We start from the raw sequence: 25,312 nt of genomic DNA, 5'->3' as shown, positions 1-25,312 counted from the left end.
CGATTGCCATGACAAAGAAGAGACTCCTGATCACGGGCGCAACCGGTTTGGCCGGCGGCCATGCCCTTGCACAACTCGATACCGCTGACTTTGAGGTCAGAGCATTGGTTCGCAGACAGGACCAAAGATCCAAAGCTCTGGAAGAAAGAGGTGTCGAAATCAGCGTTGGTGACATCACCAACATGGCGGATATTCAGCGCGCGTTAACAGATGTGGACCGCGCGTATTTTGTTTATCCGATACGACCGGGGCTGGTATCCGCGACCGTTCAGTTTGCCCACTTTGCCCGCGAAGCAGGTGTAAGCTACATCGTCAATATGTCCCAGGTTTCGGCGCGCCCAGACGCGACAAGCCGGGCGGCACGGGCGCATTGGCTGGCGGAGCGCGCTTTGGATTGGTGCGGCGTGCCCGTTACGCATCTGCGCCCCACATTCTTTGCCGATTGGATGACGCGAACGGCGCCCATGCTGGCGCGGGGCGACACTGTTTATCTGCCATTTGACGGTGGACGCCACGCACCGATTTCCGGCCTGGATCAGGGGCGCGTGATTGCCGCGCTGATGAAATCACCACATCAGCATGCCGGACAAACCTATAAACTGACGGGCACAGCCGAGGTGACTCCGGCCGAGATGGTGGAACAGTTGGGTCAACATATCGGTCGCAGCCTGACGTTTCAGCCGGTCCCGGCGGCGGTCTTCTGTGATCCCATTAAACAACAGATCAGTGGTGCTTTTTCCGATCCCGCCGATCCGGGACTGGTCGAACGGCTTGCTGACATAGACTACCTTGCGCAGCATCTGGGAGAAGTCGCCAAAGACTATGCCGCCGGATCGTTCAGCGGGATTGATACGTCGGTCGCGGATATCACCGGAACCCCGGCGCAGACACTGGCGGAATTTTACTCTGACAACGACGCGGTCTTTCGAGCATCAAAACCTGTGGGATCAGCGGCAAATTAGCGTCGCTTTGATGCCAGCTTCCCAAGTCCCGAAATCGCTATTTGTTTGACGCAAATTTATTTGAAAACCTTTTATAAACAACGACTCACAGGTCAGGACATGAAAACGATTCACGTGGAAAAGAACCCGGATGTCGAGCAAGCCGTTCCGACCGAATGGCGGGTGACATTGAAGACGATTGCAGATGCGTTTGTCGAAGGTCGCAAGCCCATGGGCCCGGGGATCGGCGACGTTGATACGCAGACGCTTGAGATATGCCAAAAGTCCATCACCGACTATCCGGACAGTTTTGGTGAGCTGAGCGCAGAAAGCTGGAAGACATCAATCTACCTGTGGATGGATGGCTATTGGCAGGTCCTCGTCGATCTGTCCAATTCAGACGGGGAAACAAGCGACCTTGTGCTGCACGTTCAGGTTTTCCCCGAAGGTGGTGGATATTTGTTCCAGCCGGGCCTTGTCTATGTGCCCTGATTGATTGGGCGAACGTCAGAAACGGCTCTAACTCGGGGCCGAGATCCGTAACTCCGCACCATCCCTGGCTATGATGTCCAGCAATTGTGTCAGGGCCTTCGCAGGCGCGGACCCGAAATCAACCGTCAGACGATGGGCTTCGACAGACACAGAGTGAATGGCATTGGAAAACGCCCCATTCCCCGTTTCATTGTGACCTTCCAGATCGAACCAACGACTGAACCACTCCTGAAATTGAAGCATGTCGATATAGGGGCGTTCGTGTTCGATACGGACGTTATTCCAGTGCAGATCGGAAACCCGCAATGGTGCCTCTTTCCACTGAAAGATCGTGGCGGGGCACTTGAATGGCTGTGTCGAGGAAAATTCTAAAAACTCGCCGCTTTTTCCTGCCGTATAGAAATCAGCGCAGTAATATCCCCCGTAGAGACCGGTTTCATCGCCCACTTGCAGTTTGATTTCCGCAACGCCCGATTGGTGAACGCGCCGCTGGTTGAGCACAAACCGTTCAAACTGAGTTGCATAGTGATTTTGGGCGTTCTCGGCCAATTCAGCAAAGTTCATTCCTAAGTCCTGAAAATTTCGATGAGAGGAGTGGGTGAATTTTCAATGATGCGGAACGCGGGCAACCAGATCGGTGGCTTTTTCCCAACTGATGCCGGACGTCGCATCGCCGTACAAAACATGAAGCGTGGGGCGCAGCTTTATCAAAGGCCGCAGGCCTTTGGGCTGGCCAACAAGTTCGCAATTCAGAACGTGATTCTTGCCATGTCGATCGAACCCTTCATAGCCCGGCATTGTCACGGTGATCTGCCCGCTCGTCGCGACGCCAGAGCGGTCTGTGCCGCGCGTGTCTTCGTATGCCTCAAGCTCGGCTTGGGTTTGGGTGACCCACAACCCCCAACTCAACGGCTCTTTCACCCCTTGGATCGGGATATCGAGCAAGCCTTTGACGAAGAATTTCTTGTCGTCGATGACGCAGACATCCGGGTCAAGCCAGACACGCTCAGGGCGTTCGCTTTCCGGGATATCGAAAACCTCGATCGGCATGTCATAGCCAAAAGACGGCGTGCCCCGTTGGGGCAGGCCGCAGCAAACACAGGTGTATTCAAACACACGTTCCGAAGCGGACATGTTCAGGCTTCCTAAAGATTGGGCGTCATCAGGTACGAAAACAGAAGGGGGCAGGCGGCGGTGCCCGAAAAACGCCGCCGCCCGGTCAGGTTCATTGATTGTCCAGATGGAGGTTACCATACGGATTGTCGATGACCATCAACCACTTACCATCTGGCTGCTTTCGCAAAACGGCAACGGACAAACCGCCTGTTTCGAAGGCATTTCCATCCGGCCCTGTGCCTTTCATTTGCCAGGGGCTGATGTGAAGCCCGACATCCCCGGCGACAACAACCTGATGTCCGCCATAGGAAAAGCTGGGGTTCATCGAGGCAAACTGCGCAAAGCTTTGGCGTACGGCGTCTTCATCGCTGGTCCCAACACCGGGCTCGAACAGAATGACTGCGTCGGGTTCGTAGGTGTTCATGACCGCGTCGATATCGGCTTTTGCAAAGGACGATGTCATGGTTTCGATGACACTCAGGACATTCGTTTCTTCTTTTGTCATGGTTTTACTTTCTTCGGCTGTGGAGGGGGTCAAGAAAACGCCGAGCGTGATGCAGGCGTAAATCAGCGTCGTCAGGATTTTGGGGGTCGTCATGTCGTTTCCTTTCTTGGTGGGGCAGGCATGTGTGGAACGGGTCCAAACTGCGGCGCAGATTGGATAGGCAGGTGTTTCATGGGCTAAGTCTGGTCAGACGGGGTTGGTGCGGTCCGTCAAAATCTGTTTCAGCTTGTCACTAAAATTTCTGGGGTTTCGAAACTCCGGAACCAGCTTCTGGGCGCAAAGCCCGCGCAGGCTTTCTTCGACGCGGGACACTTCGCGCAGAACGTCGTAATAGCCCGGAGTATCTTTGCCCTGGGTCAATGGGGCCGAGGGATCGACCCGCTGCATTTCCAAAGCTTTGGGCAGGCGTCGGGGGCACGCGCATTTCGCCCTGTCCGGCGAGACCACACCGCATCGCCGGGCGGTAAAAGCCTCGACCTTCGCCGAGGCGCGGGACACGCGCTTGCGGTATGTCGCGGCCGGCAGCCCCAGAATTTCAATGGCCTCGGATTGGCTCAGCTCAAGAATTCGGCCCAGCACGTAGGCTATCCGGTGATCCATATCGAGGCACAATAACATTGCCATCGTGCAGGCGACGCGCAGTTCGTTGAACATGACCACATCGGTTGGGTCTGTCGCGTCAGAATCCTGCAGGCCGTCTTCCAGATCGTCGGCATAATCTTCAAAGGTCAGACCGAATTCGCGCGCCCTGATCTTTCTGGCGGTTAGCAGGTGGTTGACGGCGACCCGGTAGACCCACGTTGAAAACCGGCTGTCTCCGCGAAACTGGCTGAGCCGCGTGATAACCAGAACCAGAATGTCCTGAGTTGCGTCTTCTGCTGCCGTGGCATCTGCAAGCATTCGGATCGACAGCTTGTAAATCGTGTCCTGTATTCTGGACACGACCTCGGTCAAAGCTACCTGATCGCCCTGTTGCGCGGATCTGACGACGTCCTGAATGTCTCGCATCCTGTTCACCTTCAATGTGGTCATCTGTTAGTTTAGACGACAGGCACGTTGCATGTGTGACCGGTTTTTTTGAACAGATGTCAGAATTCACGTAGAAGCATGATGAATCCAAGGTTGAAATCCGGGATCACAACAGGTTTCGGATGAAGCATGTGGTCGTGCCCGTGGCCAGCAGACGCCCCTTCGTATCCTCTACGCGCCCCGAGGCTGTTGCGGTCTGTGTTCCCCGGCTTTCGATCTCGGCCCGGCACCTCACCTGACCGGTCGAGGGTAGGATGGGCCGCAGAAACTTCACTTCGGTTCCCAGCGACGCGAAGGTTTCGCCGCGTTTCAGCACCGTCTGGATGGCGCAACCCAGTGCAGAATCCAAAAGGGTCATTGTCCAGCCGCCATGGATCAGCCGCATGGGATTCAGATAGCGCGGATCGGGATTTCCCAGGAAAGTCACATGTCCCTCACCCAGTTCATGAATCCATTGTTGGGTGACTTCGACGATTGGGGGCGCTGGAAAGTCCTGACGAACGATTGCCTGCATCTGTTCCAGCCCGGTCATCTCGGCGGCTTTCTGTGGGTCAGCCAGACCAAAGGTCAGGTCCGGCATGGGAACCATGTTGTATTTGTCGCCTTCCATGTTCATTCCGGCACCTCCACTGCGACCGCTGTTGCCTCTCCGCCCCCGATACACAGGCAGGCCACGCCCCGCTTGAGCCCGCGGGCCTTCAGCGCGTGGATCAGAGTCACCAGAATGCGCGCGCCCGTCGCTCCAATCGGGTGGCCCAAAGCACAGGCCCCGCCGTTGACGTTCAGTTTGTCACGCGCAATCCCGATCTCTTGCGCGGTGGCCATGGCGACCACGGCGAAGGCTTCGTTGATTTCGAACAGGTCGACATCCTCGACCTGCCAGCCAATTTTCTGCAGCAAAGCGCGGATTGCCGGGATGGGTGCCGTCGTGAACCATGCCGGGTCTTGTGAGTGAGTGGTGTGGCCTATGATACGGGCCATGGTCGGCAATCCGCGCGCCTCGGCCTCGCTTGCCCGGGTCAATACCAGGGCAGCCGCTCCGTCAGCATTGGCCGAGGAACTGGCGGCCGTTATTGTGCCTTCTGCACCGAAGGCGGCTTTTAGATCGGGGATTTTGGCCACGTCGATCCGTTCAGGTCGCTCATCTCGGGATACAGTGGTCGTCGTTTTGCGGCCCGTGACAGTGACAGGGATGCATTCGTTATCGAAGGCACCCGTCGAAAGGGCTTGCTGCGCCCGTTTCAGGGTTTCCGCTGCAAACCTGTCTTGCTGGGCGCGGGTAAACCCATAGCTCTGAGCTGTCGCTTCGCCAAAATCGCCCATGGGCCGCCCGTGTTCATAGGCATCCTCCAACCCGTCCATCATCATGTGATCCAGAACCTCGGCGCTGCCAGCCTTGTGGCCTTTGCGCATTTTGGGCAACAGGAACGGTGCGCTGGACATGGTTTCCATCCCCCCGGCCAGCACGATTTTGGCGCTGCCGGCCCGGATCAGATCATGCCCCAACATCACCGCTTTCATGCCAGAGCCGCAGACCTTGTTCACGGTCGTTGCACCGACAGAGTTCGCCAGACCCGCCGATTTCGCAGCCTGCCTTGCCGGGGCCTGCCCTTGTCCTGCGGGCAACACGCACCCCATCAAAACCTCAGAGACGTCAGAGGAACCGATGCCCGCGTCGTCGAGAACGGCGCGCATGGCGGCCGCGCCAAGTTCGGTCGCGGGCGTAGACGAAAACGCGCCCATAAACGCCCCAAGGGGGGTTCGACGGGCGGCTGAGACGATGATGTCGTCAGGTGCATGCGTGGTCACAGGGAATCTCCTTTTTCGATTAAATTACGATCATAATCCAAATTGTCAATTATCGAATCCCCGTCATGCCAAAGCGATGTGAAAACCGTTGGCCGTTGAATGGGATAGGCGCATCTGCCGAAAGCCGGAAACCGTGAATCCCGAAAGGGGCATTCGCCATTGAGAATGCCATGACGCAGGCTGCCCGGTGATACGCCTTCCGAAATTGAAAGGAAGGAGGTCACCATGAAATTCGGATTTGTCGGGTTGGGCCAGATCGGGGCACCTATGGCCGCGAACCTGGCCAAAACATACGACGTGATGGTCTATGACCTGAACCAGACCGCGCTGGAGGCCGCGGAAAAAGCGGGCGCAATGCGGGCCTCTGGTGCCGAGGACTTCGCCGTCGTTGACGTTCTGATTACGTGCCTGCCAAGCGGTGAGATCGTCGAGAAGCTGTTGTTGGACCAAAACAAAGGGGTCGCGCGACATCTCGAACCTGGCGCGGTCGTGGTCGACATGTCGACGATTGAATACGGAACCACCCTGCGCATCGCCAAAGGTCTTGAAGACCTGAAGCTGCGGTTCATGGATGCGCCCGTCTCGGGGATGTGGAAACGCGCCAAAGACGGGACGCTGACCATGATGATTGGTGGGGATCCTGACCAGTTTGCTCGTCTCAAACCCGCCTTATCGACCATGGCGACTACGATTTTGCATACCGGCGCGGTTGGCTCTGGTCAGTTGACGAAACTGATCAACCAACTGCTTTTTGACATCAATGTCGCAGCGCTGGCCGAGATTTTGCCAATGGCCAGCAAGCTTGGCCTTGATCCGGAAAACACCGCCACGGTCGTGAATTCCGGCACAGGACGCAGTTATGCGTCCGAGTATTTTATTCCGCAGATTTTGGGCGGCAAATTCGACACCGGATACCCGCTGCAGGCTGCTTACAAAGACCTGATCAGCGGGGCGGAACTTTCGGCGCGTTACCAGATCCCAGCGCCCGTTCTGGCCGCTGCAACCACCACCTATCAACAGGCCCTTCTGGAAGGGCACGGCGCAAAGGACAAGGGCGCGATGGTGCTCGTGTACGAACGGTTACTGGGCATCGCCTGCCGAAAGGAGGGGCACGATGAGTGAAGGGAAAGGGATTCAGGGCGGCCTGACAAACTATGGCGACACCGATTTTGCCAGCTACCTGCGGCGCTCGTTCGCGCGCTCGATGGGGTTGTCGCGCGACATGCTGGACAAACCGATTGTCGGGATCGCAATGACGCCGTCGGGGTTCAACAACTGCCACCGGTCAATGCCCGATCTTGTCGATGCCGTGTCGCGCGGCGTTCTGGCGGCCGGAGCGTTGCCGAGACCGTTTCCAACCGTTTCGCTGGGCGAAGTTTTTCTGAACCCAACGTCGATGGTTTACCGCAACCTCATGTCAATGGACACCGAGGAAATGGTGCGGGCACAGCCGATGGACGCGGTGGTGCTGATCGGCGGATGCGACAAGACCGTCCCGGCCCAGCTTATGGGCGCAGCCTCGGCGAATATTCCGGCCATCCAGTTGGTCACCGGTCCAATGATGACAGGTCGACACAAGGGCGAGCGATTGGGCGCCTGTACGGATTGCCGCCGGTTCTGGGGGAAATTCAGGGCTGGTGAGGTATCAGCCGAAGAAATCGCCGATATCGAGGGTCGGCTGGCGACCACTGCGGGCACCTGCGCTGTTATGGGAACAGCCAGTACGATGGCCTGTATCGCCGAGACGATCGGAATGTCCCTGCCCGGCACCGCCGCCATCCCAGCGGTTCATGCGGATCGTCTGGTCGCTGCGGAAGAATGCGGAAAGCTTGCGGTCGAACTTATCCAAACCCCGCGTTACCCGCGTGAGATCATTACCGAGAAATCCGTCGAAAACGCATTGCGCGTCCTCATGGCCGTGAGCGGGTCAACCAACGCCATCGTTCACTTGGCGGCCGTCGCCGGAAGGTTGGGTATCAGGATATCGCCCGAGCGCATCAACCAGATATCCGACGAAACTCCGGTTCTTGTAGATCTTAAACCGGTGGGCGAGGGCTATATGGAAGACTTTTACGCCGCTGGCGGTGTCGGGGCTGTGTTACGCGAAATCCGCCATCTGCTGCATCTGGATACCGTTAGTGTGACTGGTCAAACGCTGGCTGACCGTCTTGAGGCCGAGGCTCCGTGGGTGGATCGCAAGGTTATCCGGGCTTTCGACGATCCCGTGTCCGACAAGGGCGGTCTGATCAGCCTTCACGGAAACATCGCCCCGCAGGGTGCGATCTTCAAAAGAGCGGCTGCCACACCAGAGCTTTTTGAAGTGGAAGGCCGCGCCATCGTGTTTGACAGTCTGCAGGATCTGGCGAACCGCGTGGATGACCCAGCGCTTGATATCACCCCAAATGACATCATGGTGCTCAAGAACGCGGGTCCGGTTGCGGCGGGCATGCCCGAGGCGGGGTATCTTCCGATCCCGAAAAAGCTGGCGCGCCAAGGGGTCAAGGATATCGTCCGAATTTCGGATGCGCGTATGTCGGGCACGGCTTTTGGTACGATCATCCTTCACATCGCGCCCGAGGCCGCGGTCGGCGGGCCCTTGGCGGCCGTGCGGAACGGCGACCGTATACGCTTGTCAGTCGCGGAAAAGCGCATCGACCTGTTGGTGGATGACGCTGAAATTGCGCGACGGCTGGAACAGCATCAATCGCCGACCCTGCAAAGCCGGGGGTATCGCGGGTTGTACAGCCGTAGCGTCCTTCAGGCCGATGAAGGCTGCGATTTCGATTTTCTCACACAAGATGGCTGGTCCAGAGAGGGCGCCAAATGAACCTGTTCGCGAAACTCGAAGCCCGCGCCGAGCAAGGTCGCCCCGTGCGCGTCGGAATGATTGGCGCGGGTAAATTCGGCACCATGTTTCTGGCCCAGGCGCTTCGATTGAAGGGGATCCACATTGTCGGTGTCGTGGACCTGCAGCCGGATGTCGCCAAGTCAAATATGAAACTGGTCGGCTGGGACGACGCAGCCTATGCCGCGCCGACACTGGACGAGGCTGCGGCGACAGGCGCAACCTGTGTAAGTGACAACTGGGAGGCTCTGGTAAAGCACCCGGCCATCGAGATCATCATCGAGTGTACCGGAAACCCGATAGCCGCCGTCACGCATTGCCTGAGGGCATTCCAAAACGGCAAGCACGTCATAAACGTCACGGTCGAAGCAGACGCTTTTGTCGGGTCCGGACTGGCTGAGAACGCCCGCGACGCGGGTGTGATCTACAGCATGGCCTATGGCGATCAGCCTGCTCTGGCCAGCGACCTTGTGGATTGGGCGCGCGCCTGCGGGTTTCGCGTTGTCGCGGCAGGCCGGGGCCACAAGTGGATGCCGCATTACCGTCAATCCACCCCTGACACCGTTTGGGATCACTGGGGCCTGACCAGAGAACAGGCCGAGCGTGGCCGCCTGAACCCCAAGATGTTCAACGCTTTTCTGGATGGCTCCAAACCGGCAATCGAAAGCGCGGCAATCGCAAATGTATGCGGGTTGGACGCGCCCGAAGAGGGGCTCGTTTTTCCGTCAGGTGGCATTGATGACATTCCGAACCTTGCGCGACCGCGATCCGAAGGCGGCGTTCTGGATCACAAGGGGATGGTGGAGGTGATCTCATGCCTGACACCTCAGGGACAGCAGATCCCCCATGATATCCGCAAAGGTGTCTGGGTCTGTTTTGAAGGGGATACCGAATACCTGCGGAACTGTTTTGAAGAGTACAGGGTCGTGACCGACGACAGTGGCCGTTACATGTGCAATTACAAGCGGTGGCACTTGATTGGCCTTGAACTGGGCATTTCTGTTGCGTCTGTCGGGCTTCGGCAGGAACCAACCGGCGCGGCCCGGGAATTCCGGGCGGATGTTGTCGCCATCTCCAAACGTGACCTGAAGAAAGGTGAGCTTCTGGATGGAGAGGGCGGCTACACCGTAGCTGGCGGTCTGCGCCCTGCCTCCGTCTCGGTAGCGTCCGGCTATGTGCCGCTGGGGTTGGCGCATAACGTGGCGCTGATCAACGACGTTCCGGCAGGCCAGCCGGTCAGGTGGCGCGATGTGCGGGCAGAAACGGATACAGATGCCTATCGGTTGCGCCGCGACGTCGAGAACAGCCTTGGCAGGGCCCCGGTTGGATAGCGCGGGGTTTTGTTAGGGTACATTCGCGCTTATCAGGAATGGGTCTCGGCCTGGAAAGCCCAACGGGACGTGTTGGATGACAGCCTTGTCGAAACAAGAGAGTACCGGACCGATGCGAAAACGATTTGATCTTGTAACTCTTGAACTCTTCGTCGCTGTCGCAACGTCCAAAAGCATCGCGCAGGCGTCTGCGGCAGAAAACATCGCCGCATCCGCGATCAGCAAGCGGATTTCGGATTTCGAGGCGCAGGTTGGAACACCGCTCTTTTATCGCCAGCAAAAAGGCGTTGAGCTGACCCCGGCCGGAGCCGAGATGTTGCGGCATGCAAAAGACCTGCAACGCCTACTGGATCGCGTCGACAATCACATGAGCGATTACGCGCAAGGCGTGCGGGGCACGGTCCGGATCGCGGCGAACACATCCGCCATCACCCAGTTCCTGCCCGAGGACCTTGCGCTGTTCGTTGCGGATCATCCCGATATGCGGATCGACCTGACCGAACAGACCTCTGATCAGATCGTGACCGCCGTGCGGGATGGTATCGCCGATATCGGTATCTTTTCCGGTATGATCCCGAAACCGGATCTGGATGTATATGTCTATCGGCGCGACACGCTCATGGTTCTGACACCCAAAGGGCACCCGCTGGGGACGGACGGCCCCGTTGCATTCAGTGAATTTGCCACCCATGACCTTGTTGGTTTGCAAAAAGGCAGTTCGCTTCAGGCGTTCATCGAGAAAAAGGCGGTTGAGCAAGAGCTGGAACTGAGAACGCGCGTGGAGGTTTTGAGTTTTGACGGGGTACGGCGCATGGTTGAGGCTGGCCTTGGTATCGCGATCCTGCCGCTCGGCGCTGTCGAACCTTACCTGACGGCTTCGGATTTGCGGATGGCCCCGCTTGCCGAGGATTGGGCGGAACGCAGCTTGAAGGTCGCGGTTCGCGACAAGAACGCCCTGGCGCGACCGATCCGGTCGCTGATGGCCCATCTGACAAGCGAGTTTGCGTCGGCCTAATCCCGCATCTCAGCGCGCGATGGGGCCGCTCTTGGATCGCTACTGGGTGTCTGGCCGGAAGACCATGTAGACAGATGCGAAAACACAGGAGATTGGATCGTGAAAATCGACCGGGTTGATCACTTTGTCCTCACCGTTGCGTCTATTGAGACCACGTGTGAATTCTATTCCCGTGTTCTGGGCATGGACGTGGTGGAGTTCGCCGGGGGGCGCAAGGCATTGTCTTTCGGGGCGCAGAAAATAAACCTCCACCAACGTGGACGGGAATTCGAGCCCAAGGCATTGACGCCCACGCCCGGCAGTGGGGATTTCTGCCTGATCGCGGCTGTTCCGATTGAAGAGGTCGTTGCGCATCTGGAGCGCTGTGGCGTCGAGGTCGAAGAAGGCATCGTCGCGCGCACCGGGGCCACGGGTCCTATCAAATCCGTGTACTTGCGCGACCCGGACCAGAATCTTGTCGAGATATCGGTTTATGAGGGGTAGTGGCGGCGCCGCGCTCTGCCAACCAATTCTCTTAGTCAGGCGCGCCTATACCCAAAGTTTGCCGCGTGTTCGTCAGCACAATGTCAAATGGGTCATGTGACTTGGATATCTTGACCATGATGCTGGCCCCGATCCACAAGTAATACAGGCTGGCTGCCACGGCAGTTGGGGCCTGCGTCACACGAAGGGACCCATCCGACACACCCGTTTCGACGACGGCGGCAAGGCGGGCGATAATACCGTCTGTTCCATCTTTCAGCGCGCGGCGCATCGGTTCGGAAAAATCGGAAACTTCCGCTCCAAGCTTCACTGCCAAACACCGGCTTTCGCAATCCTCAAGACCCTGACTTTCGCGCCAGTTCGAGAAATACAGCATCAGCATTTCCGCCGCTGTAAGCCCTTGCTTCGCAAAGAGCTGATCCAGATTCTCGTGGTAGGCCTCAAAATACTCGTTCAGCAAAACCACGCCAAACGCATCCTTGGATTCGAAGAAATGATAGAACGAGCCTTTCGGAACGCCTGCGGCCTTTAGGATTTCCGCAAGACCAACGGCACTGAAACCCTTTTGGCCGATCAGGGACTGGCCAGCCGATACAATGTTAGTTCGCGTGTTCATCCGCCCCATCTCTTGCCCCGTTCAGGTGTGTTTCCAGAATAGACGTACAGTCTAATATTTCAGCCGTGCGCGGGCAATAGCCTATGTGACAATGAGATATACTTGTACATCACCGCCTAAAATTGACATTCTTTGCTCAGGAAAAATATCTCTAGACGACTGGTCTAGTTTGCCTTAAGTGAGTCGCTCATGGCCCTCTGCACCGCGAATATCTCCGGGACAGATTCCCGATCGCGTTTCAGATGCGACTGCGCGATCCAACTGAATTGAAGCAACTTTGAAAGTCGAACATGAAAATCCTGATGGTACTGACCTCGCATGACAAACTCGGTGAAACCGGATTGAACACCGGTTTCTGGCTCGAGGAACTGGCTGCCCCCTACTACGTCTTCAAGGATGCGGGCGCGGACGTCACTTTAGCATCCCCGCTGGGAGGTCAGCCTCCGCTTGATCCCAAAAGCGCAGAGGAGGGCTTCCAGACCGACGCGACTCGTCGGTTCGAAGCAGATGCCGACGCTGCGGCGCAATTGGCAGATACGGTCAAGCTGGCGGATGTCGCGCACGGCACTTTTGATGCGATATTCTACCCGGGCGGCCATGGTCCGTTGTGGGATCTGGCCGAAGACGCACAGTCGATTGCTTTGATCGAAGCGTTCCACGCGGCTGGAAAGCCGGTTTCGCTTGTGTGCCATGCGCCGGGTGTTCTGAAAAACGCCAAGGACAGTGACGGTAAACCGCTGGTTGCGGGTAAGAAGGTAACAGGGTTCACCAACTCGGAAGAAGCGGCAGTTGAACTGACCGAGATTGTCCCCTTCCTGGTAGAGGACATGCTCAAAACCAACGGGGGTGAATACTCCTCGGGGGATGATTGGGCGCCCTATGTCCTGCAGGACGGTCTGCTGATCTCCGGTCAGAACCCGGCCTCTTCCGAAGGTGCTGCGGAAAAACTGATCGCAGCCCTGAACGCGTAAATAAGTGACGGGGCGGCGATCCGTGGCCCCGTCTTTTCGATCCGAACGATGACATTCAGCGAAATTTGCAAACACGAAATTCAGGAAGCTGCAACACCATGAGCATGACACTTGGCCGGTGCCTTCTGGCCCTCTATTTCCTCGTCCCCGGACTGATGAAATTCGCTGCGTTCGATATGCACATCGCGCTGATGCAGCAGCACAACGTCCCGGTACCGGAGCCGCTGCTGGTAGTGGCCGGAATTGCAAACATTGCCGGTGCGCTATTGCTTTTGTTCAACCGTTTCGTGCGCGCCGCCAGTTTTGGACTTGTTGCCTATATCCTTGTGGTGAACTTCTGCCTGCATGACTTCTGGAATTTTGAGGGTATCCAAGGTCAGCATGAAGTTCAGAATTTTATCAAAAACCTTGGAATTTTGGCTGGAACACTCATCCTTGCCGGAGCCAGCCCGAAAAGGCCGCTTGATCTGACTTTGCTGTCAAAATCAGACAAGGCCTATGCCGCCTGAACCAACAACCAGTATCAAAGGGAGAATAAGATGCCACAATCAACAGACACCAATCGCCGGATCGTTCTGAACGAACGTCCCATAGGCTTGCCTGACGAAAGCACGTTGCGGATGGAAACGACGGACGTGCCGACTCCGGGTGAAAACGAAATGCTCATTCGCACGGTCTATCTGTCGCTCGATCCTTACATGCGCGGTCGGATGAACGATGCCAAGTCTTACGCGGAACCGGTCGCCATTGGTGGCGTCATGACGGCGCAGGTTGTGGGGCAGGTGGTTGCGTCCAATCTGACAGGGTACGAGCCGGGGGATTACGTTCTGTCCGGCAGCGGTTGGCAGGACTATGCGATTTCGGATGGAACCCAAGTCATCAATCTGGGCAAGTCGCCACAGAACCCCTCCTGGGCCTTGGGCATTCTGGGCATGCCCGGATACACGGCCTATGCAGGGCTTCTCAAGATCGGTGAGCCGAAACCGGGTGAAACCGTTGTTGTTGCCGCGGCTGCGGGCCCGGTGGGTGCAACGGTTGGACAGGTCGCCAAGCTCAAAGGGTGTCGGGTTGTCGGTGTCGCTGGTGGGGCTGAAAAATGTACCCATGTGGTCGAGAACCTGGGTTTTGATGCCTGTATTGATCATCACGCCGATGATTTTGCCGCTCAGCTTGCTGCGGCATGTCCCGACGGCATAGATGTGTATTTCGAAAACGTGGCCGGCAAAGTCCTGTACGCCGTTTTGCCCCTGCTGAACCCGTTTGCGCGCATTCCGGTGTGTGGCATTGTCGCCTGGTACAACCTGACCGGCTTGCCAGACGGTCCGGATATGGGCCCTGCGATCATGGGAACCTTGTTGCGGCTGAAGGTCAAAATGCAGGGCTTCATCATTTTCGACAGTTTCCCACCGTCCGTGTATCAGGAATTCACCCGCGACATGACGGGTTGGATCGAAGACGGGTCGATCAAGTACAAAGAACACATGGTCGACGGTCTCGAGAATGCTCCGCAAGCGCTGAACCAGCTGCTGCAGGGGGGTAATTTCGGCAAGATGGTGATCAACGTCGCTGCGTGATTTTTGCCAGCGTTACTGATAGCTCCGGGGCCAATAGGTGGCCCCGGAGAATCTGACTTCGGACAAGGTTAGTGGCTGAGCTGATCGTGCGGTTTATCTCCGCGGTCGGTTCTTGCGCCCATGGCATTGCAAGGGTTTATTCCGCCACTTCAGCTTCCGGTTCGCGTTTCTTGAACTGTTCGTCAAACAAGCTGCGGAAACTGCCGTTTTTCTGCAAAAGCTCATCAAGGTTACCTTGTTCGATGACAGCTCCGTCCTGAACAACCATGATCTTGTCGGCTTCAAGAACCGTCGAAAGGCGGTGGGCAATCACGATCACCGTAACGTCCTTGGTAAGCGCATCCAGAGCTTCCTTGACCAGCGATTCGGATTTTGCATCCAGTGCGCTTGTCGCCTCGTCCAGCAACAGAATCTCGGCTTTGCGCAGGATCGCACGGGCGATTGCGACCCTTTGTTTTTGGCCGCCTGACAGGAAGGAGCCGTTTTCGCCAACCGGGGTATCGTACCCTTTGGGCAGCTCGCTGATAAAATCATGCGCGTGGGCGGCTTTCGCTGCCGCTATCACTTCTTCATCCGTTGCATCCGGCGCAGAACAGCGAAGGTTCTCCATGATCGAGGTGGAAAACAGGAAGGTGTCCTGACTGACATAAGAAATCTTGCGCCGCAGCGACGAGAAGCTGACATTGCGCAAATCCTGCCCGTCGATTTCGACGCTGCCTTCATCAGGGTCATAAAAGCGCATAATCAAGCCAAACAGCGTTGATTTGCCGCCGCCGGACTGCCCCACAAGCGCAGTTGTCTTGCGCGGCTCAAATGTCAGGCTCATATCTTCGATCACCGGCATCGACCCTTGATATCCGAAGGTTACATTGCGCAATGCGATTTCACCCGGACCTTCGAGAAGATCTTGGGCATCCGGGCTTTCCTGCATCGTGTCTTCCTGATCCAGCAGGCTGAACAACAAGCCGACTCCGACCATTGCTGTCTCGATCTGGACACGCATCTTGGACAGCCGTTTTGCAGGCTCATAGGCCATAAGCAGTGCGGTGATGAACGACATCAGCTGACCGGCGGTCGGCTGCTCGGTTCCGGCAAGTCCGATTGTGCTGACGATCAGAACACCCGCGACAGCGAGGCCCGCAAGAAACTCCATCAACGGGCTGGCGATGGACTGAAGTCGTGCAATGTCGTTGGAGCGCTGCTCAACCTTGTGGATGGCGGTATCCATCCGGTTGATCATCTTGTCTTCAAGCGAAAACACCTTGATCACTTTGATCCCGGACGATGTCTCTTGCAGAACGCGAATGATCTCGGCCAGGGACTTGAACTCGGCCTGCATGATCGAACGGACGCTTTTCAACAGATAGCGAACGCCCATCAACGCAATCGGGCCGACGATAAAGAACATCACAGATAAAACCGGTTGCTGATACACCATCACGATGACAAGCCCGACCAGCGTCAGAGTATCCCGGACAAAGCCCGTGACGATGACGTCGATCAGTTTCCGCGCCGCCTGCGCCCCTTGGGTGGTCCGCATCAGCAAGTTTGACGATTCATTCTTGGAAAAGAAGGAAACGCCATGCCTGAGCAGTTTGCGGTACACCTTTTCCTGCTGAACGGCCACGATCCGGTTCCCCGCTCGGGCCAGATAGACCGCCTGAACATAGGATGCGACGGCTTTCACAAGGAACAGGCCAATGACACCCAGCGCGATCAAATGCGCCCAGCCGCGCATTTCGGGGCTCGTCATGGCGTCGACGATGTATTCCATCATGTAGGCAGACCCGGCTGTCGTCACCGCAACCGCAATCATTGCGACAATCGCGACGGCATAGAGTCCACCCTGCGCAATGAAGCTCTCGCTGATGAGGCGACCCATATAGCCTGACCGCCATTTATCCCAGGCGCGCTTTATCATTGCGTTCTCCAGATCGTGAAACTGTGCGCTCGCTCAGATAACCTATAACCGTTCTTCTCTAAAGAGCAGATGAAACGAATTGACCCAACGGTTTGTTCTGACTGTTTGGCGATAGCCCCAGCCAGATAAGTGTCAGAAAGGCAGTGAGCAAGTGTCAAAGAAAAAGAAAGGACGGTTTTTGTTGTAAACGTCTGAACAAGCAGGGCGAAGGTGTATGGAGAGTGCGCGATCCGGGCATTTAGTTGTTTGAATCAACATACTGAAAAATAAACATATTTTTCGACTATTTTTACGCGCCTATTTGACGCGGATCACAGTTTTGTTCTTTGTTTTTAGCTGCTTGTCCATATTCGGAGATGGCACAGAATCTTCAGGGCGCAATTTTGACGTTCTTGAGCATGGGATAGGCAGTTGTACTTGCGCGGTTTTTTGCCGCTGTCGGTTTTTCGCATAGCTTTCGAAAAAAACGCTCGTTCTTTCCCTTTTCAACTGCTTAAATGTTAGTATTAGGGACGCGGAATCTTAAATTGGTATTAAAATCGTGTCGATTACTGCCGTTATCCTTAGCCTGCCAAAAGATGTAGAGCGGCGACGTTTCTGCGAAGCAGAGCTTGCGCGCTTAGGATTGCGTCATGAATTCTCCGATGCGATTGCAGGCGAACAGCTGGATCGGTCGGATCTGAAACTCATCTATGATGAAGAAATGAACCGCGTTAAGTTCAAGCGGCCTCTTAGTCTAAATGAGGTTGCCTGTACGCTTGGGCACCGCCAGATCTGGCAGCACATCGCCGAATCCGATGATTATGTGGGCCTTGTCCTGGAAGACGATGCCACTTTCATCCGTGATCCAAGGTCCTTTCTGGACGCGCTTGCTGAATGTCCCGAGTGTTTTGAAGATGTGATGATCAAACTGGATGGCGTTCCGGGTAAGAACGCGCAGATCATCAAGGAATTTGCCGATCAGAACCTTGTCATGTCAGACATTCTCCCGCCCAGAACCACCGGGTATATCCTTGGTCGGCGCGCGGCTGCCAGGTTGCTGCAGGTTGATGCTCCGATCGCGCGGCCGGTCGATATCGACCTGAAATTCTATTGGGAACATAATGTGCCCATACTGACCTTGGGTAAGCAGATGGTCGCCGAACGCAATTCCCAGGACAGCAATATCGAAACGGATCGTCGTAAAACCAAGCCGGGGTCGGCGGTCGAAAGATTTGTCCGAAATCTGGTCTATCAGGCTAAGTTTACGCATGGCCGGTTGAGCCATCCGCTGAACCCGGATCTCATTGACGGGCTGGGCCCTTTGCTGCGCAACGATAAGCAGGTCCGGACCCACGTATGAAGAACAGCCTCGTGGTTGTCCGTGCAGGCAGCAACTCACTTCATCACCGTTGGCAGGACATTCCTTATGAGGACCGAAACTACGATCTTTTGATCAGTTACTTTTCGGACGAGGCATTTGCGGAGTTTACGCCCGAGCCCGGTGTCGAGGCTGTTTTGGTCAAGGGCGGCAAATGGGACGGGCTGTACACAACCCTCTTGGACCGCAATTTGGATCAGTATGACTATTATTGGCTGCCCGATGATGATCTGGACATAAGCGCGACAGAGGTGAACGCTTTGTTCGACGCCATGAGCGGTTATGGGCTGCGTATCGCACAGCCGTCTCTCAGCCCCGACAGCTATTTTTCCCATTTCGTGTTCAGCCAGTGCCCCGGCTTTGTTCTGCGCTACACCAATTACATCGAGATCATGGCCCCCTGTATGCATCGGGACATCCTGAAAAAGGCGTTGCCGTTGTTCAAAAATACCATGAGCGGCTATGGGCTGGATTACATCTGGTGCCGCTGGGCCGAAGCCGGGGCCTTTCGCACCGCGATTCTGGATGAAATCGCGATGCACCATACCCGTCCGGTTGGAAAGAACCTGAAAGCTGCCATGGCCGAGACAGGCAACCTCAGTTCGGAAGAAGAAGAGGCCGTGCTGAAAGAGATGTTCGATCTGTCGCGCCGTACCGTGCCCGTTATTTTTGCCGGGATTTTGCAAGGCGGGCAGCCAGTTTCGGGTCGGCTTCAACTGGGATGGCTCATGTGCCGCGGCTGGTTGTCGAAGCTGTCGAATTTCCGCGACGCGGGCGAGGCGCGGTGGGGCATTCTCAAGATCGCGCGGCGTCAGTTGATCAAGCCGCTGGACATGACAACGATATCTCTAAAAACGAAGGCGCTGAAATGAAGTCAAACCGATTCCTGATGGTAGGTGCTGGCCTGTCGGGTGCCGTGATCGGCCGCGCGCTGGCCGAGGAAGGGCATCAGATCACCGTTGTCGACAGCCGCGACCATATCGGCGGCAACTGCCATACCCAGCGCGATGCTGATACGGGTGTGATGGTCCATGTCTATGGCCCTCATATCTTTCATACTGACGACGAAGAAGTCTGGACCTATGTCAACCGGTACGCCAAATTCCTGCCTTATAAGAACCGGGTAAAGACAACCTCTCGGGGTCAGGTCTTTTCGCTGCCGGTCAACCTGCACACCATCAACCAGTTCTTTGGCAAGACCATGCGCCCGGATGAAGCGCACAGCTTTATCACTGAAGAACAGGCCGACACTTCGATCACCGATCCGCAGAGCTTTGAGGAGCAGGCCATGCGGTTCGTCGGGCGTGACCTCTATGAGGCGTTCTTCAAAGGATACACGATCAAACAGTGGGGGTGTCACCCGTCCGAACTGCCTGCGTCGATCCTCAAACGTCTGCCGGTGCGGTTCAACTACGACGACAATTACTTTTTCCATCAGTTTCAGGGGATGCCGGAAAACGGCTATACCGACATGATCGCGGGTATCCTTGATCACCCCTCGATCACCGTCAAACTGAGCACGACTTTTGACCGCAGCATGGCCGAAGGGTTTGACCACGTCTTCTACTCGGGGCCACTGGACGGCTATTTCGATTATGAGCTCGGACGCCTCGGGTATCGCACGCTGGATTTCGAACGCTTTACCTATGACGGGGATTATCAAGGCTGTGCCGTCATGAATTACGGCGAAGAAGACGTCCCTTATACGCGTATCACCGAACACAAGCATTTTGCCCCATGGGAGGCACATGACGGGTCGGTCTGTTATCGAGAGTATTCACGCGCGGCCGAGCCGGGCGACATTCCCTATTATCCGATCCGGCAGGTAAAGGAAAAAGCACTGCTTGGCGAATATGTCGAGTTGGCCAACAAGACCGCGAACGTGACTTTTGTTGGCCGGTTGGGAACCTATCGCTATCTGGATATGGACGTCACGATCCGCGAGTCTCTGGATACGGCGGCGGCTGTTCTTACGTCGCTGGAACGGGGCGATGACCTCAAACCGTTCTTTGTTTCGGTGCTCTAGGCGCGGTCATACCTTTTGCGGGACCGCCGAATCCGGAAACCGGTTGCGTGTGCGGTTCGCAAAAGTCACGAGTGACAGCATCACCGGAACCTCGACCAGAACCCCCACAACGGTTGCCAGGGCCGCGCCCGAGTTCAGCCCGAACAGGCTGATGGCGACGGCGACCGCCAGTTCAAAGAAGTTGGATGTGCCGATCATGGCGCAAGGTGCGGCGATGCGATGGGGCACCTTCAGTGCATAGGCCGCACCATAGGCCAGTGCAAAAATGCCGTAGCTTTGGATCAGAATGGGCACGGCGATCAGCACTATAACCAGCGGCTTGGCCAGAATGGTTTGCCCCTGCAGGCCGAACAGGATGACCACTGTGGTGATCAGGCCCAGCACGGACCACGGCTTTACCCGCGCCGAGAATGCGTCAATGGCCTCTTGCGAGCCCAGTTTGCGCCGCGTGAGCAGACCGGCAATCAGGGGCAACACCACGTAGAGAACCGTTGCCAGAACCAAGGTCTGCCACGGGACCGAGATATCGGTGACCCCCAGCAGAAACGCGACGATCGGGGCAAAGGCCACGACCATAATCAGGTCGTTCACCGACACCTGCACGAGTGTATAGGTCGCATCCCCCTTGGTAAGCTGAGACCAGACCAACACCATCGCCGTACAAGGGGCCGCGCCCAGCAGGATCAGGCCAGCCGTGTATTGCGCGGCGTCTTCCGGTTTAATCCACGGGGCAAACACGTAGTCAAAGAACAAGACAGCCAGCAAAGCCATTGTGAACGGCTTGATCAGCCAGTTGAACACAAGCGTGACGATAAGGCCCTTGGGCTGACGGGCGACCCCAGCGACAGCGCCGAAATCGACGTTGACCATCATCGGATAGACCATGGCCCAGATCAGAACGGCCACCACAAGATTGACGCTGGCGACCTCAGCCGATGCGATAAAGGCCACCAGACCGGGGGCTGCCAGCCCGATCAGCACGCCTGCGATCATGGCAAGGGCGACCCATACGGTCAGGTAGCGTTCGAAAATGCTCATGAGTATGCCTCATTCGTCTGATCGCTGAGCTTGCCAGAGGTCAGCGCCGCAAGCGCAACCATCGTTGCCGCAGTTCCCAGCACCAGTGGAAGCCCCCCGATCTGATAGGTCAGGCCGGACAGGACTGTGCCCAGCAAACGGCCCGTCGCGTTTGCCATGTAATAAAAGCCGACATCCATCGTGACCCGCTCGGACTTGGTGAAGGCAAGGATCAGGTAGGAATGCAGCGAGGAATTGATTGCAAATATCGCCCCGAACACCAGCAATCCAAGAACCAGAGTCGCAGTCAGCCATGTCTCAGGCCCCGCCGATATCAGGACAGCCACCGTCAACGCGGCTGGCACGCAGAACAGCGCCGAGGCCCAAGTGCGGGCTGCCCGGATCAGGTCGCCCTCGGTCCGTTCGGACGCGCGCAGGATTTTGGGGGCGCTGGCCTGAACCGCTCCGTAGAGGATGACCCAGACGGCCATGAAGGTGCCGATCATAAAGAATGCCGCGCGGTTTCCTTCTTCGGTCCCGTCCGACAGGACCGCGTAGAAATAGATCGGGATACCAACCACGAACCACACATCCCGCGCGCCAAACAGAAAGACACGCGCTGCGGACAGCCAGTTCACGTTTGCGGATTTGGAAAAAACCTCGGAAAACTTGGCGCCCTTGCGTCCTTGCGGCAGTCCGGGTGGCATCAACACAAAGACCGCAACCAGAATGAGGGCCAGAACAATGGCCATCGCCAGTGTTGCCCACATGAAGCCCACCGTTGCCAGCAGACCGGCCCCCAGCAGAAAGCCCAACCCTTTGACCGCGTTTTTTGAACCGGTCAGGATGGCGACCCAGCGAAACAGCCCTCCGCCCGTTGTTGGGGCCAGCAGTTTCACGGCGGATTTGGATGACATCTTGGCCAGGTCCTTGGCCACTCCGCTGGCGCCCTGCACGACCATCACAAAGACGACTTTGACGGGAATAGCCCAGTTAGGGTCTAGTTGTGTCAACACCAGCAGCGCCCCGACCTGTAGCGCAAGCCCCGCATACAGCGTCGAGGTCAGGCCGAACCGCGCCGCGATCCAGCCGGCGGCCAGGTTCGTGACCATCCCTGCGATTTCGTAAAGGACGAACAAATACGCCAGCTGCACCGGCGAGAACCCCATCGTATGGAAGTGCAACAGCACCAGCATCCGCAGGGCCCCGTCGGTCAGCATGAAAGCCCAATAAGCTGCCGTGACCGCAATATAGGCCGACAGTCCTTCGGGCCGGTCGGTCACAGCGCGGCCCCGACCATCAGCGCCACATCAACCAGACGATGCGCATAGCCCATCTCGTTGTCATACCACGCATAGATTTTCACCTGCGTTCCGTTCACAACCATGGTCGAAGGCGCATCGACAATCGAAGACCGTTCGTCATTGGTATAATCGGTCGAGACCAGAGGCCGCGTTTCATAGCCCAGAATGCCCTTCAGTTCGCCCTCGGCGGCGGCTTTGAAGAAGGTGTTGACCTCTTCGGCGGTTGTTTCGCGTTCAACCTCAAAGACGCAATCGGTCAGCGAGGCGTTCAGCAACGGCACCCGCACCGCGTGGCCGTTCAAGCGGCCCTTCAGTTCGGGATAGATCAGCGTGATCGCCGTGGCCGACCCGGTTGTGGTCGGGATCAGCGAATTCAGCGCAGACCGCGCGCGTCGCAGGTCCTTGGCGGGGCGGTCCACGATGGTTTGGGTGTTGGTCACATCGTGGATTGTGGTCATCGAGCCATGACGGATACCCAGATTTTCATGGATGACCTTAACGACCGGAGCCAGACAGTTGGTGGTGCAGGACGCCGCCGTCACGATGTGATGCGCGGCGGGGTCATAGGTGCCCTCGTTCACGCCCATCACGATATTGGCGGTCGGGCCGTCCTTGACCGGGGCCGAGACGACAACCTTCTTCACCCCCGCCTCGAAATAAGGAGCTAGTTTTGCCTCGGTCTTGAACACACCCGTGCAGTCGATCACCACATCCACGCCGTCCAGCGGCAGGTCGGTCAGGTCCTTAGTGCCGATAAACGGCAGGCGCGTGCCATTGATGGTTACACTATCCGCATCATGCGCGAACTCGGCATCCCAGCGGCCATGCACCGTGTCGAACTCCAGCAGATGCGCGTGCATCTCGGGGTCACCGACCCCGTCATTGATCCAGGCGATCTTGGCGCCCTTTTCCAGTAGGGGATTCAGGGCCAGTTTTCCCATCCGGCCAAGGCCGTTTACCGCGTAAGTGGTCATTTCGTGTCCTCAACGGGGGTTCTGCCGATATCATCGACAGCAGATTGCAATGCGATCCGATCAAGGCTTTCGACCGGCAGAGAGGTGAACGCCTCAATCCGCCGTTTCAGCGCGCCATAGGCGTTTTGGAAGGCGAGGCTTTTCTCGGCATCCGTGCCGGTCGCTTTGACCGGGTCAACCATTCCCCAATGGCCACTGATGGGCTGGCCTTCCCAAGCCGGGCATTCTTCGTTGGCGGCCTGATTGCAGACCGTAAAGACGAAATCCATCTCGGGCGCGTCGTCTGCGGCAAACTCGGACATATGCTTTGATCGCAGGGCCATCGTATCGTGCCCCTTGTCGCTTAGCACTTGAATGGCGAAAGGGTTGAGTTCCGACGTAGGTTGCGTGCCCGCGGAATAGACGTTGAACCGATCCCCGCCCAATGTCCGCAGAAGGGATTCAGCAAAGATCGAGCGGGCAGAATTTCCCACACATAGAAAAAGTACGTTGAATTTCCGATCCGTCATTTCCTCAGGTCCTTGAGTTGAAGGCATACAGATATCAGGTCGTCCACGGCAGCAGTCGTTCAGCAGGAAATCCAGCATGTGCTGCACGTTCTTCATTTCAATCGAATAGAGCAGAGAGGTGCCCGACCGGTCTTGGGTCACCAGACCCGACCGCTGAAGCGCGTTCAGGTAGTTCGACAAAGTACTGGGCTTGATCCCCAGTTCCGTCGCCAACTCACCCGCCGGGACGGTGTCAGGAAATCGTCGCATTAACATGCGAAATACCGAAATGCGTTGCGGATGGCCCAGAATGGCAAGCTGGTTGGTTATCTCTTCTATCATATTTCATGAAATATAGAAATATTGATGAGTCGGCAACGCCCGATCCGTGTCGTTACAAATAATTCACAATCAAAGAACGAGAGCGCAGCGCGTGTCGGTTCGGCAGACAAAATCCGGCGGATGAAGACTTGCACGCCTCTTCGGGACCGTTTAAACGGTCCTTCGCTTGCCTCAATAGCTCAGCTGGTAAAGCAGGTCCTTCGTAATTAGCGGGTCCCCGCGAGAATGACTTGTGAAACCAAAGGGTTCGCGGCAAATGAATAGAACTAGTAGGGCCATAGTAGGGTCCAGGAAGCCGCTGTAGCTCAGCTGGTAGAGCACGTCATTCGTAATGATGGGGTCGTAGGTTCGAATCCTATCAGCGGCACCACCCTTCTCAGATCGCACTTCGATTTTAGCACTGTAATCAACACCTTCGACGCGCCCGCAAGGTAACGTTTGCGCTTTCGGTTTTTGGACATCCGGGTTAGGCTGCGCTCAGGACCGAAATTCGAGTTGGTCTTGGGGCATTGTAACCCCACCGCGTGCGGTCAGTTTCGACCGTAACGATGCCTTCTCGAGCCCTATGGACAGGGAGGTATTGGCGTACGTCTAGGGCTCCGGTCTAAAGGCCAGGGCGGTCGTCTTGCGGCGGCTTACAAACTTCCTAGTAGCCAGACGGAACACAGGTGCCCGATTTCGTTAATAGAGGAGCCGTTATGAACAGAGGGATTTCCAGCCGCGTGACAAAGCTGTGCCCTTATTGCGCGGAAGATATTAAAGCCGAAGCTGTCGTTTGCCGATTTTGTGGAAACAACGTATCCACTGGGGCTGATCATGAGTTACGCAAACAGCATGAGTTCACCGAGGGAAAGTGCGTCCATTGCGGCACATCCGAAGGATACGTCCGGACTTATGGCAGCAAGTGTATTCTGGATATGTCTCAACATAATCCGAAGCCCAGAAAGATTCGGTGTCCAAACTGCGCTTCTGATCAGGTGACTGCTCAGAAGCAAGGGTTTGGTCTGGGTAAAGCTGTAGCGGGTGGCGTCGCTGCGGGCGGGGTCGGTCTGTTGGCTGGTTTTGTCGGAAGTGGCAAGATCAAAGTAACTTGCCTGCGTTGTGGCCACGCATGGAAGCCAGGAAAGAGCTAGCCGTACCCAATTGACGGTCC

25 protein-coding genes and 1 tRNA gene are annotated in these 25,312 nt (G+C 56.7%); 14 read left to right on the top strand and 12 right to left on the bottom strand.

Features of this window, described 5'->3' with window-relative positions:
• Positions 1-8 precede the first annotated feature (8 nt).
• Positions 9-962, top strand: a complete 954-nt coding sequence (locus tag ACR0MS_RS07820) for an NmrA family NAD(P)-binding protein (RefSeq protein ID WP_480571273.1) — start codon at positions 9-11, stop codon at positions 960-962.
• A 99-nt stretch (positions 963-1,061) separates the two neighbouring features.
• Positions 1,062-1,433 carry a DUF7668 domain-containing protein gene (locus ACR0MS_RS07815; protein ID WP_480571276.1) on the top strand — a complete coding sequence of 124 codons (372 nt, stop codon included), beginning with the start codon at positions 1,062-1,064 and terminating at the stop codon, positions 1,431-1,433.
• Between the two features lie 27 nt (positions 1,434-1,460).
• Here the strand turns inward: ACR0MS_RS07815 and ACR0MS_RS07810 are convergent, their stop codons facing one another.
• The 6 genes from ACR0MS_RS07810 to ACR0MS_RS07785 all read right to left on the bottom strand — a co-directional run bounded on the left by ACR0MS_RS07810 (position 1,461) and on the right by ACR0MS_RS07785 (position 5,892).
• Positions 1,461-1,997: a hypothetical protein gene (locus tag ACR0MS_RS07810; RefSeq protein WP_480571279.1), complete on the bottom strand. Its 537-nt coding sequence runs from the start codon at positions 1,995-1,997 to the stop codon at positions 1,461-1,463.
• 42 nt (positions 1,998-2,039) lie between these two features.
• A complete protein-coding gene (locus tag ACR0MS_RS07805) occupies positions 2,040-2,567 on the bottom strand; it encodes a DUF2199 domain-containing protein (RefSeq protein WP_480571282.1) in 528 nt (175 codons plus the stop codon).
• A gap of 91 nt (positions 2,568-2,658) precedes the next feature.
• Positions 2,659-3,147, bottom strand: coding sequence for a YybH family protein (locus ACR0MS_RS07800; RefSeq protein ID WP_480571285.1), 489 nt, complete (start codon positions 3,145-3,147; stop codon positions 2,659-2,661).
• Positions 3,148-3,240: 93 nt separating this feature from the next.
• A complete protein-coding gene (locus tag ACR0MS_RS07795) occupies positions 3,241-4,062 on the bottom strand; it encodes an RNA polymerase sigma factor (protein WP_480571288.1) in 822 nt (273 codons plus the stop codon).
• Between the two features lie 127 nt (positions 4,063-4,189).
• Positions 4,190-4,699, bottom strand: a complete 510-nt coding sequence (locus ACR0MS_RS07790; protein WP_480571291.1) for a PaaI family thioesterase — start codon at positions 4,697-4,699, stop codon at positions 4,190-4,192.
• Positions 4,696-5,892 carry an acetyl-CoA C-acyltransferase gene (locus ACR0MS_RS07785; protein ID WP_480571294.1) on the bottom strand — a complete coding sequence of 399 codons (1,197 nt, stop codon included), beginning with the start codon at positions 5,890-5,892 and terminating at the stop codon, positions 4,696-4,698. The genes ACR0MS_RS07790 and ACR0MS_RS07785 overlap by 4 nt, the downstream gene beginning before the upstream one ends.
• 225 nt (positions 5,893-6,117) lie before the next feature.
• Here ACR0MS_RS07785 and ACR0MS_RS07780 point away from each other — a divergent pair, with 225 nt between their 5' ends.
• From ACR0MS_RS07780 to ACR0MS_RS07760, 5 genes are all read left to right on the top strand, one after another.
• Positions 6,118-7,014 carry an NAD(P)-dependent oxidoreductase gene (locus ACR0MS_RS07780; protein ID WP_480571297.1) on the top strand — a complete coding sequence of 299 codons (897 nt, stop codon included), beginning with the start codon at positions 6,118-6,120 and terminating at the stop codon, positions 7,012-7,014.
• Positions 7,007-8,719, top strand: a complete 1,713-nt coding sequence (locus tag ACR0MS_RS07775) for an IlvD/Edd family dehydratase (RefSeq protein WP_480571300.1) — start codon at positions 7,007-7,009, stop codon at positions 8,717-8,719. Before ACR0MS_RS07780 ends, ACR0MS_RS07775 begins: the two co-directional genes overlap by 8 nt.
• On the top strand, positions 8,716-10,068 hold the full coding sequence (locus ACR0MS_RS07770) for an NAD(P)H-dependent oxidoreductase (RefSeq protein ID WP_480571303.1): 1,353 nt from the start codon (positions 8,716-8,718) through the stop codon (positions 10,066-10,068). The genes ACR0MS_RS07775 and ACR0MS_RS07770 overlap by 4 nt, the downstream gene beginning before the upstream one ends.
• A gap of 112 nt (positions 10,069-10,180) precedes the next feature.
• The gene (locus tag ACR0MS_RS07765) at positions 10,181-11,083 is read left to right on the top strand and encodes a LysR family transcriptional regulator (RefSeq protein WP_480571306.1); all 903 of its coding nucleotides are present in this window, start codon (positions 10,181-10,183) and stop codon (positions 11,081-11,083) included.
• Between the two features lie 99 nt (positions 11,084-11,182).
• The gene (locus ACR0MS_RS07760) at positions 11,183-11,566 is read left to right on the top strand and encodes a VOC family protein (protein WP_480571309.1); all 384 of its coding nucleotides are present in this window, start codon (positions 11,183-11,185) and stop codon (positions 11,564-11,566) included.
• A 31-nt stretch (positions 11,567-11,597) separates the two neighbouring features.
• Here ACR0MS_RS07760 and ACR0MS_RS07755 read toward each other — a convergent pair whose 3' ends face one another.
• Positions 11,598-12,182, bottom strand: a complete 585-nt coding sequence (locus ACR0MS_RS07755) for a TetR/AcrR family transcriptional regulator (RefSeq protein WP_480571312.1) — start codon at positions 12,180-12,182, stop codon at positions 11,598-11,600.
• Positions 12,183-12,472: 290 nt separating this feature from the next.
• Here ACR0MS_RS07755 and ACR0MS_RS07750 point away from each other — a divergent pair, with 290 nt between their 5' ends.
• The 3 genes from ACR0MS_RS07750 (at position 12,473) to ACR0MS_RS07740 (ending at position 14,727) form a co-directional block, all read left to right on the top strand.
• Positions 12,473-13,153 carry a type 1 glutamine amidotransferase domain-containing protein gene (locus ACR0MS_RS07750; RefSeq protein WP_480571315.1) on the top strand — a complete coding sequence of 227 codons (681 nt, stop codon included), beginning with the start codon at positions 12,473-12,475 and terminating at the stop codon, positions 13,151-13,153.
• Positions 13,154-13,251: 98 nt separating this feature from the next.
• Entirely contained in the window at positions 13,252-13,662 is a 411-nt protein-coding gene (locus tag ACR0MS_RS07745; protein ID WP_480571318.1) for a DoxX family protein, read from the top strand.
• A gap of 30 nt (positions 13,663-13,692) precedes the next feature.
• Positions 13,693-14,727 (top strand): NADP-dependent oxidoreductase, encoded by a 1,035-nt coding sequence (locus ACR0MS_RS07740; RefSeq protein ID WP_480571321.1) that lies wholly within the window; start codon positions 13,693-13,695, stop codon positions 14,725-14,727.
• Between the two features lie 136 nt (positions 14,728-14,863).
• Here the strand turns inward: ACR0MS_RS07740 and ACR0MS_RS07735 are convergent, their stop codons facing one another.
• Positions 14,864-16,648 carry an ABC transporter ATP-binding protein gene (locus ACR0MS_RS07735; protein ID WP_480571324.1) on the bottom strand — a complete coding sequence of 595 codons (1,785 nt, stop codon included), beginning with the start codon at positions 16,646-16,648 and terminating at the stop codon, positions 14,864-14,866.
• Between the two features lie 541 nt (positions 16,649-17,189).
• On the opposite strand from ACR0MS_RS07735, the gene ACR0MS_RS07730 reads away from it, so the two are divergent.
• The 3 genes from ACR0MS_RS07730 to glf are packed head-to-tail and all read left to right on the top strand — an operon-like array spanning position 17,190 to position 20,034.
• The gene (locus tag ACR0MS_RS07730; protein WP_480571327.1) at positions 17,190-17,990 is read left to right on the top strand and encodes a glycosyltransferase family 25 protein; all 801 of its coding nucleotides are present in this window, start codon (positions 17,190-17,192) and stop codon (positions 17,988-17,990) included.
• Positions 17,987-18,880 (top strand): hypothetical protein, encoded by an 894-nt coding sequence (locus tag ACR0MS_RS07725; RefSeq protein ID WP_480571330.1) that lies wholly within the window; start codon positions 17,987-17,989, stop codon positions 18,878-18,880. Before ACR0MS_RS07730 ends, ACR0MS_RS07725 begins: the two co-directional genes overlap by 4 nt.
• Entirely contained in the window at positions 18,877-20,034 is a 1,158-nt protein-coding gene (gene glf / locus ACR0MS_RS07720; RefSeq protein WP_480571333.1) for a UDP-galactopyranose mutase, read from the top strand. The genes ACR0MS_RS07725 and glf overlap by 4 nt, the downstream gene beginning before the upstream one ends.
• A 6-nt stretch (positions 20,035-20,040) precedes the next feature.
• Here the strand turns inward: glf and arsB are convergent, their stop codons facing one another.
• From arsB to ACR0MS_RS07700, 4 genes are read right to left on the bottom strand one after another with little or no spacing between them, the layout of a single operon-like run.
• A complete protein-coding gene (arsB, locus tag ACR0MS_RS07715) occupies positions 20,041-21,072 on the bottom strand; it encodes an ACR3 family arsenite efflux transporter (protein WP_480571336.1) in 1,032 nt (343 codons plus the stop codon).
• The gene (arsJ, locus tag ACR0MS_RS07710; protein WP_480571339.1) at positions 21,069-22,334 is read right to left on the bottom strand and encodes an organoarsenical effux MFS transporter ArsJ; all 1,266 of its coding nucleotides are present in this window, start codon (positions 22,332-22,334) and stop codon (positions 21,069-21,071) included. The genes arsB and arsJ overlap by 4 nt, the downstream gene beginning before the upstream one ends.
• Positions 22,331-23,329, bottom strand: a complete 999-nt coding sequence (locus tag ACR0MS_RS07705) for an ArsJ-associated glyceraldehyde-3-phosphate dehydrogenase (RefSeq protein ID WP_480571342.1) — start codon at positions 23,327-23,329, stop codon at positions 22,331-22,333. Before ACR0MS_RS07705 ends, arsJ begins: the two co-directional genes overlap by 4 nt.
• The gene (locus ACR0MS_RS07700) at positions 23,326-24,159 is read right to left on the bottom strand and encodes an arsenate reductase/protein-tyrosine-phosphatase family protein (protein ID WP_480571345.1); all 834 of its coding nucleotides are present in this window, start codon (positions 24,157-24,159) and stop codon (positions 23,326-23,328) included. Before ACR0MS_RS07700 ends, ACR0MS_RS07705 begins: the two co-directional genes overlap by 4 nt.
• 294 nt (positions 24,160-24,453) lie before the next feature.
• On the opposite strand from ACR0MS_RS07700, the gene ACR0MS_RS07695 reads away from it, so the two are divergent.
• Positions 24,454-24,529 (top strand) — tRNA-Thr (locus tag ACR0MS_RS07695).
• Positions 24,530-25,312 lie beyond the last annotated feature (783 nt).

This window comes from Ruegeria sp. CJ2, assembly GCF_056536745.1.
This window is presented reverse-complemented; position numbering and strand designations above follow the sequence as displayed.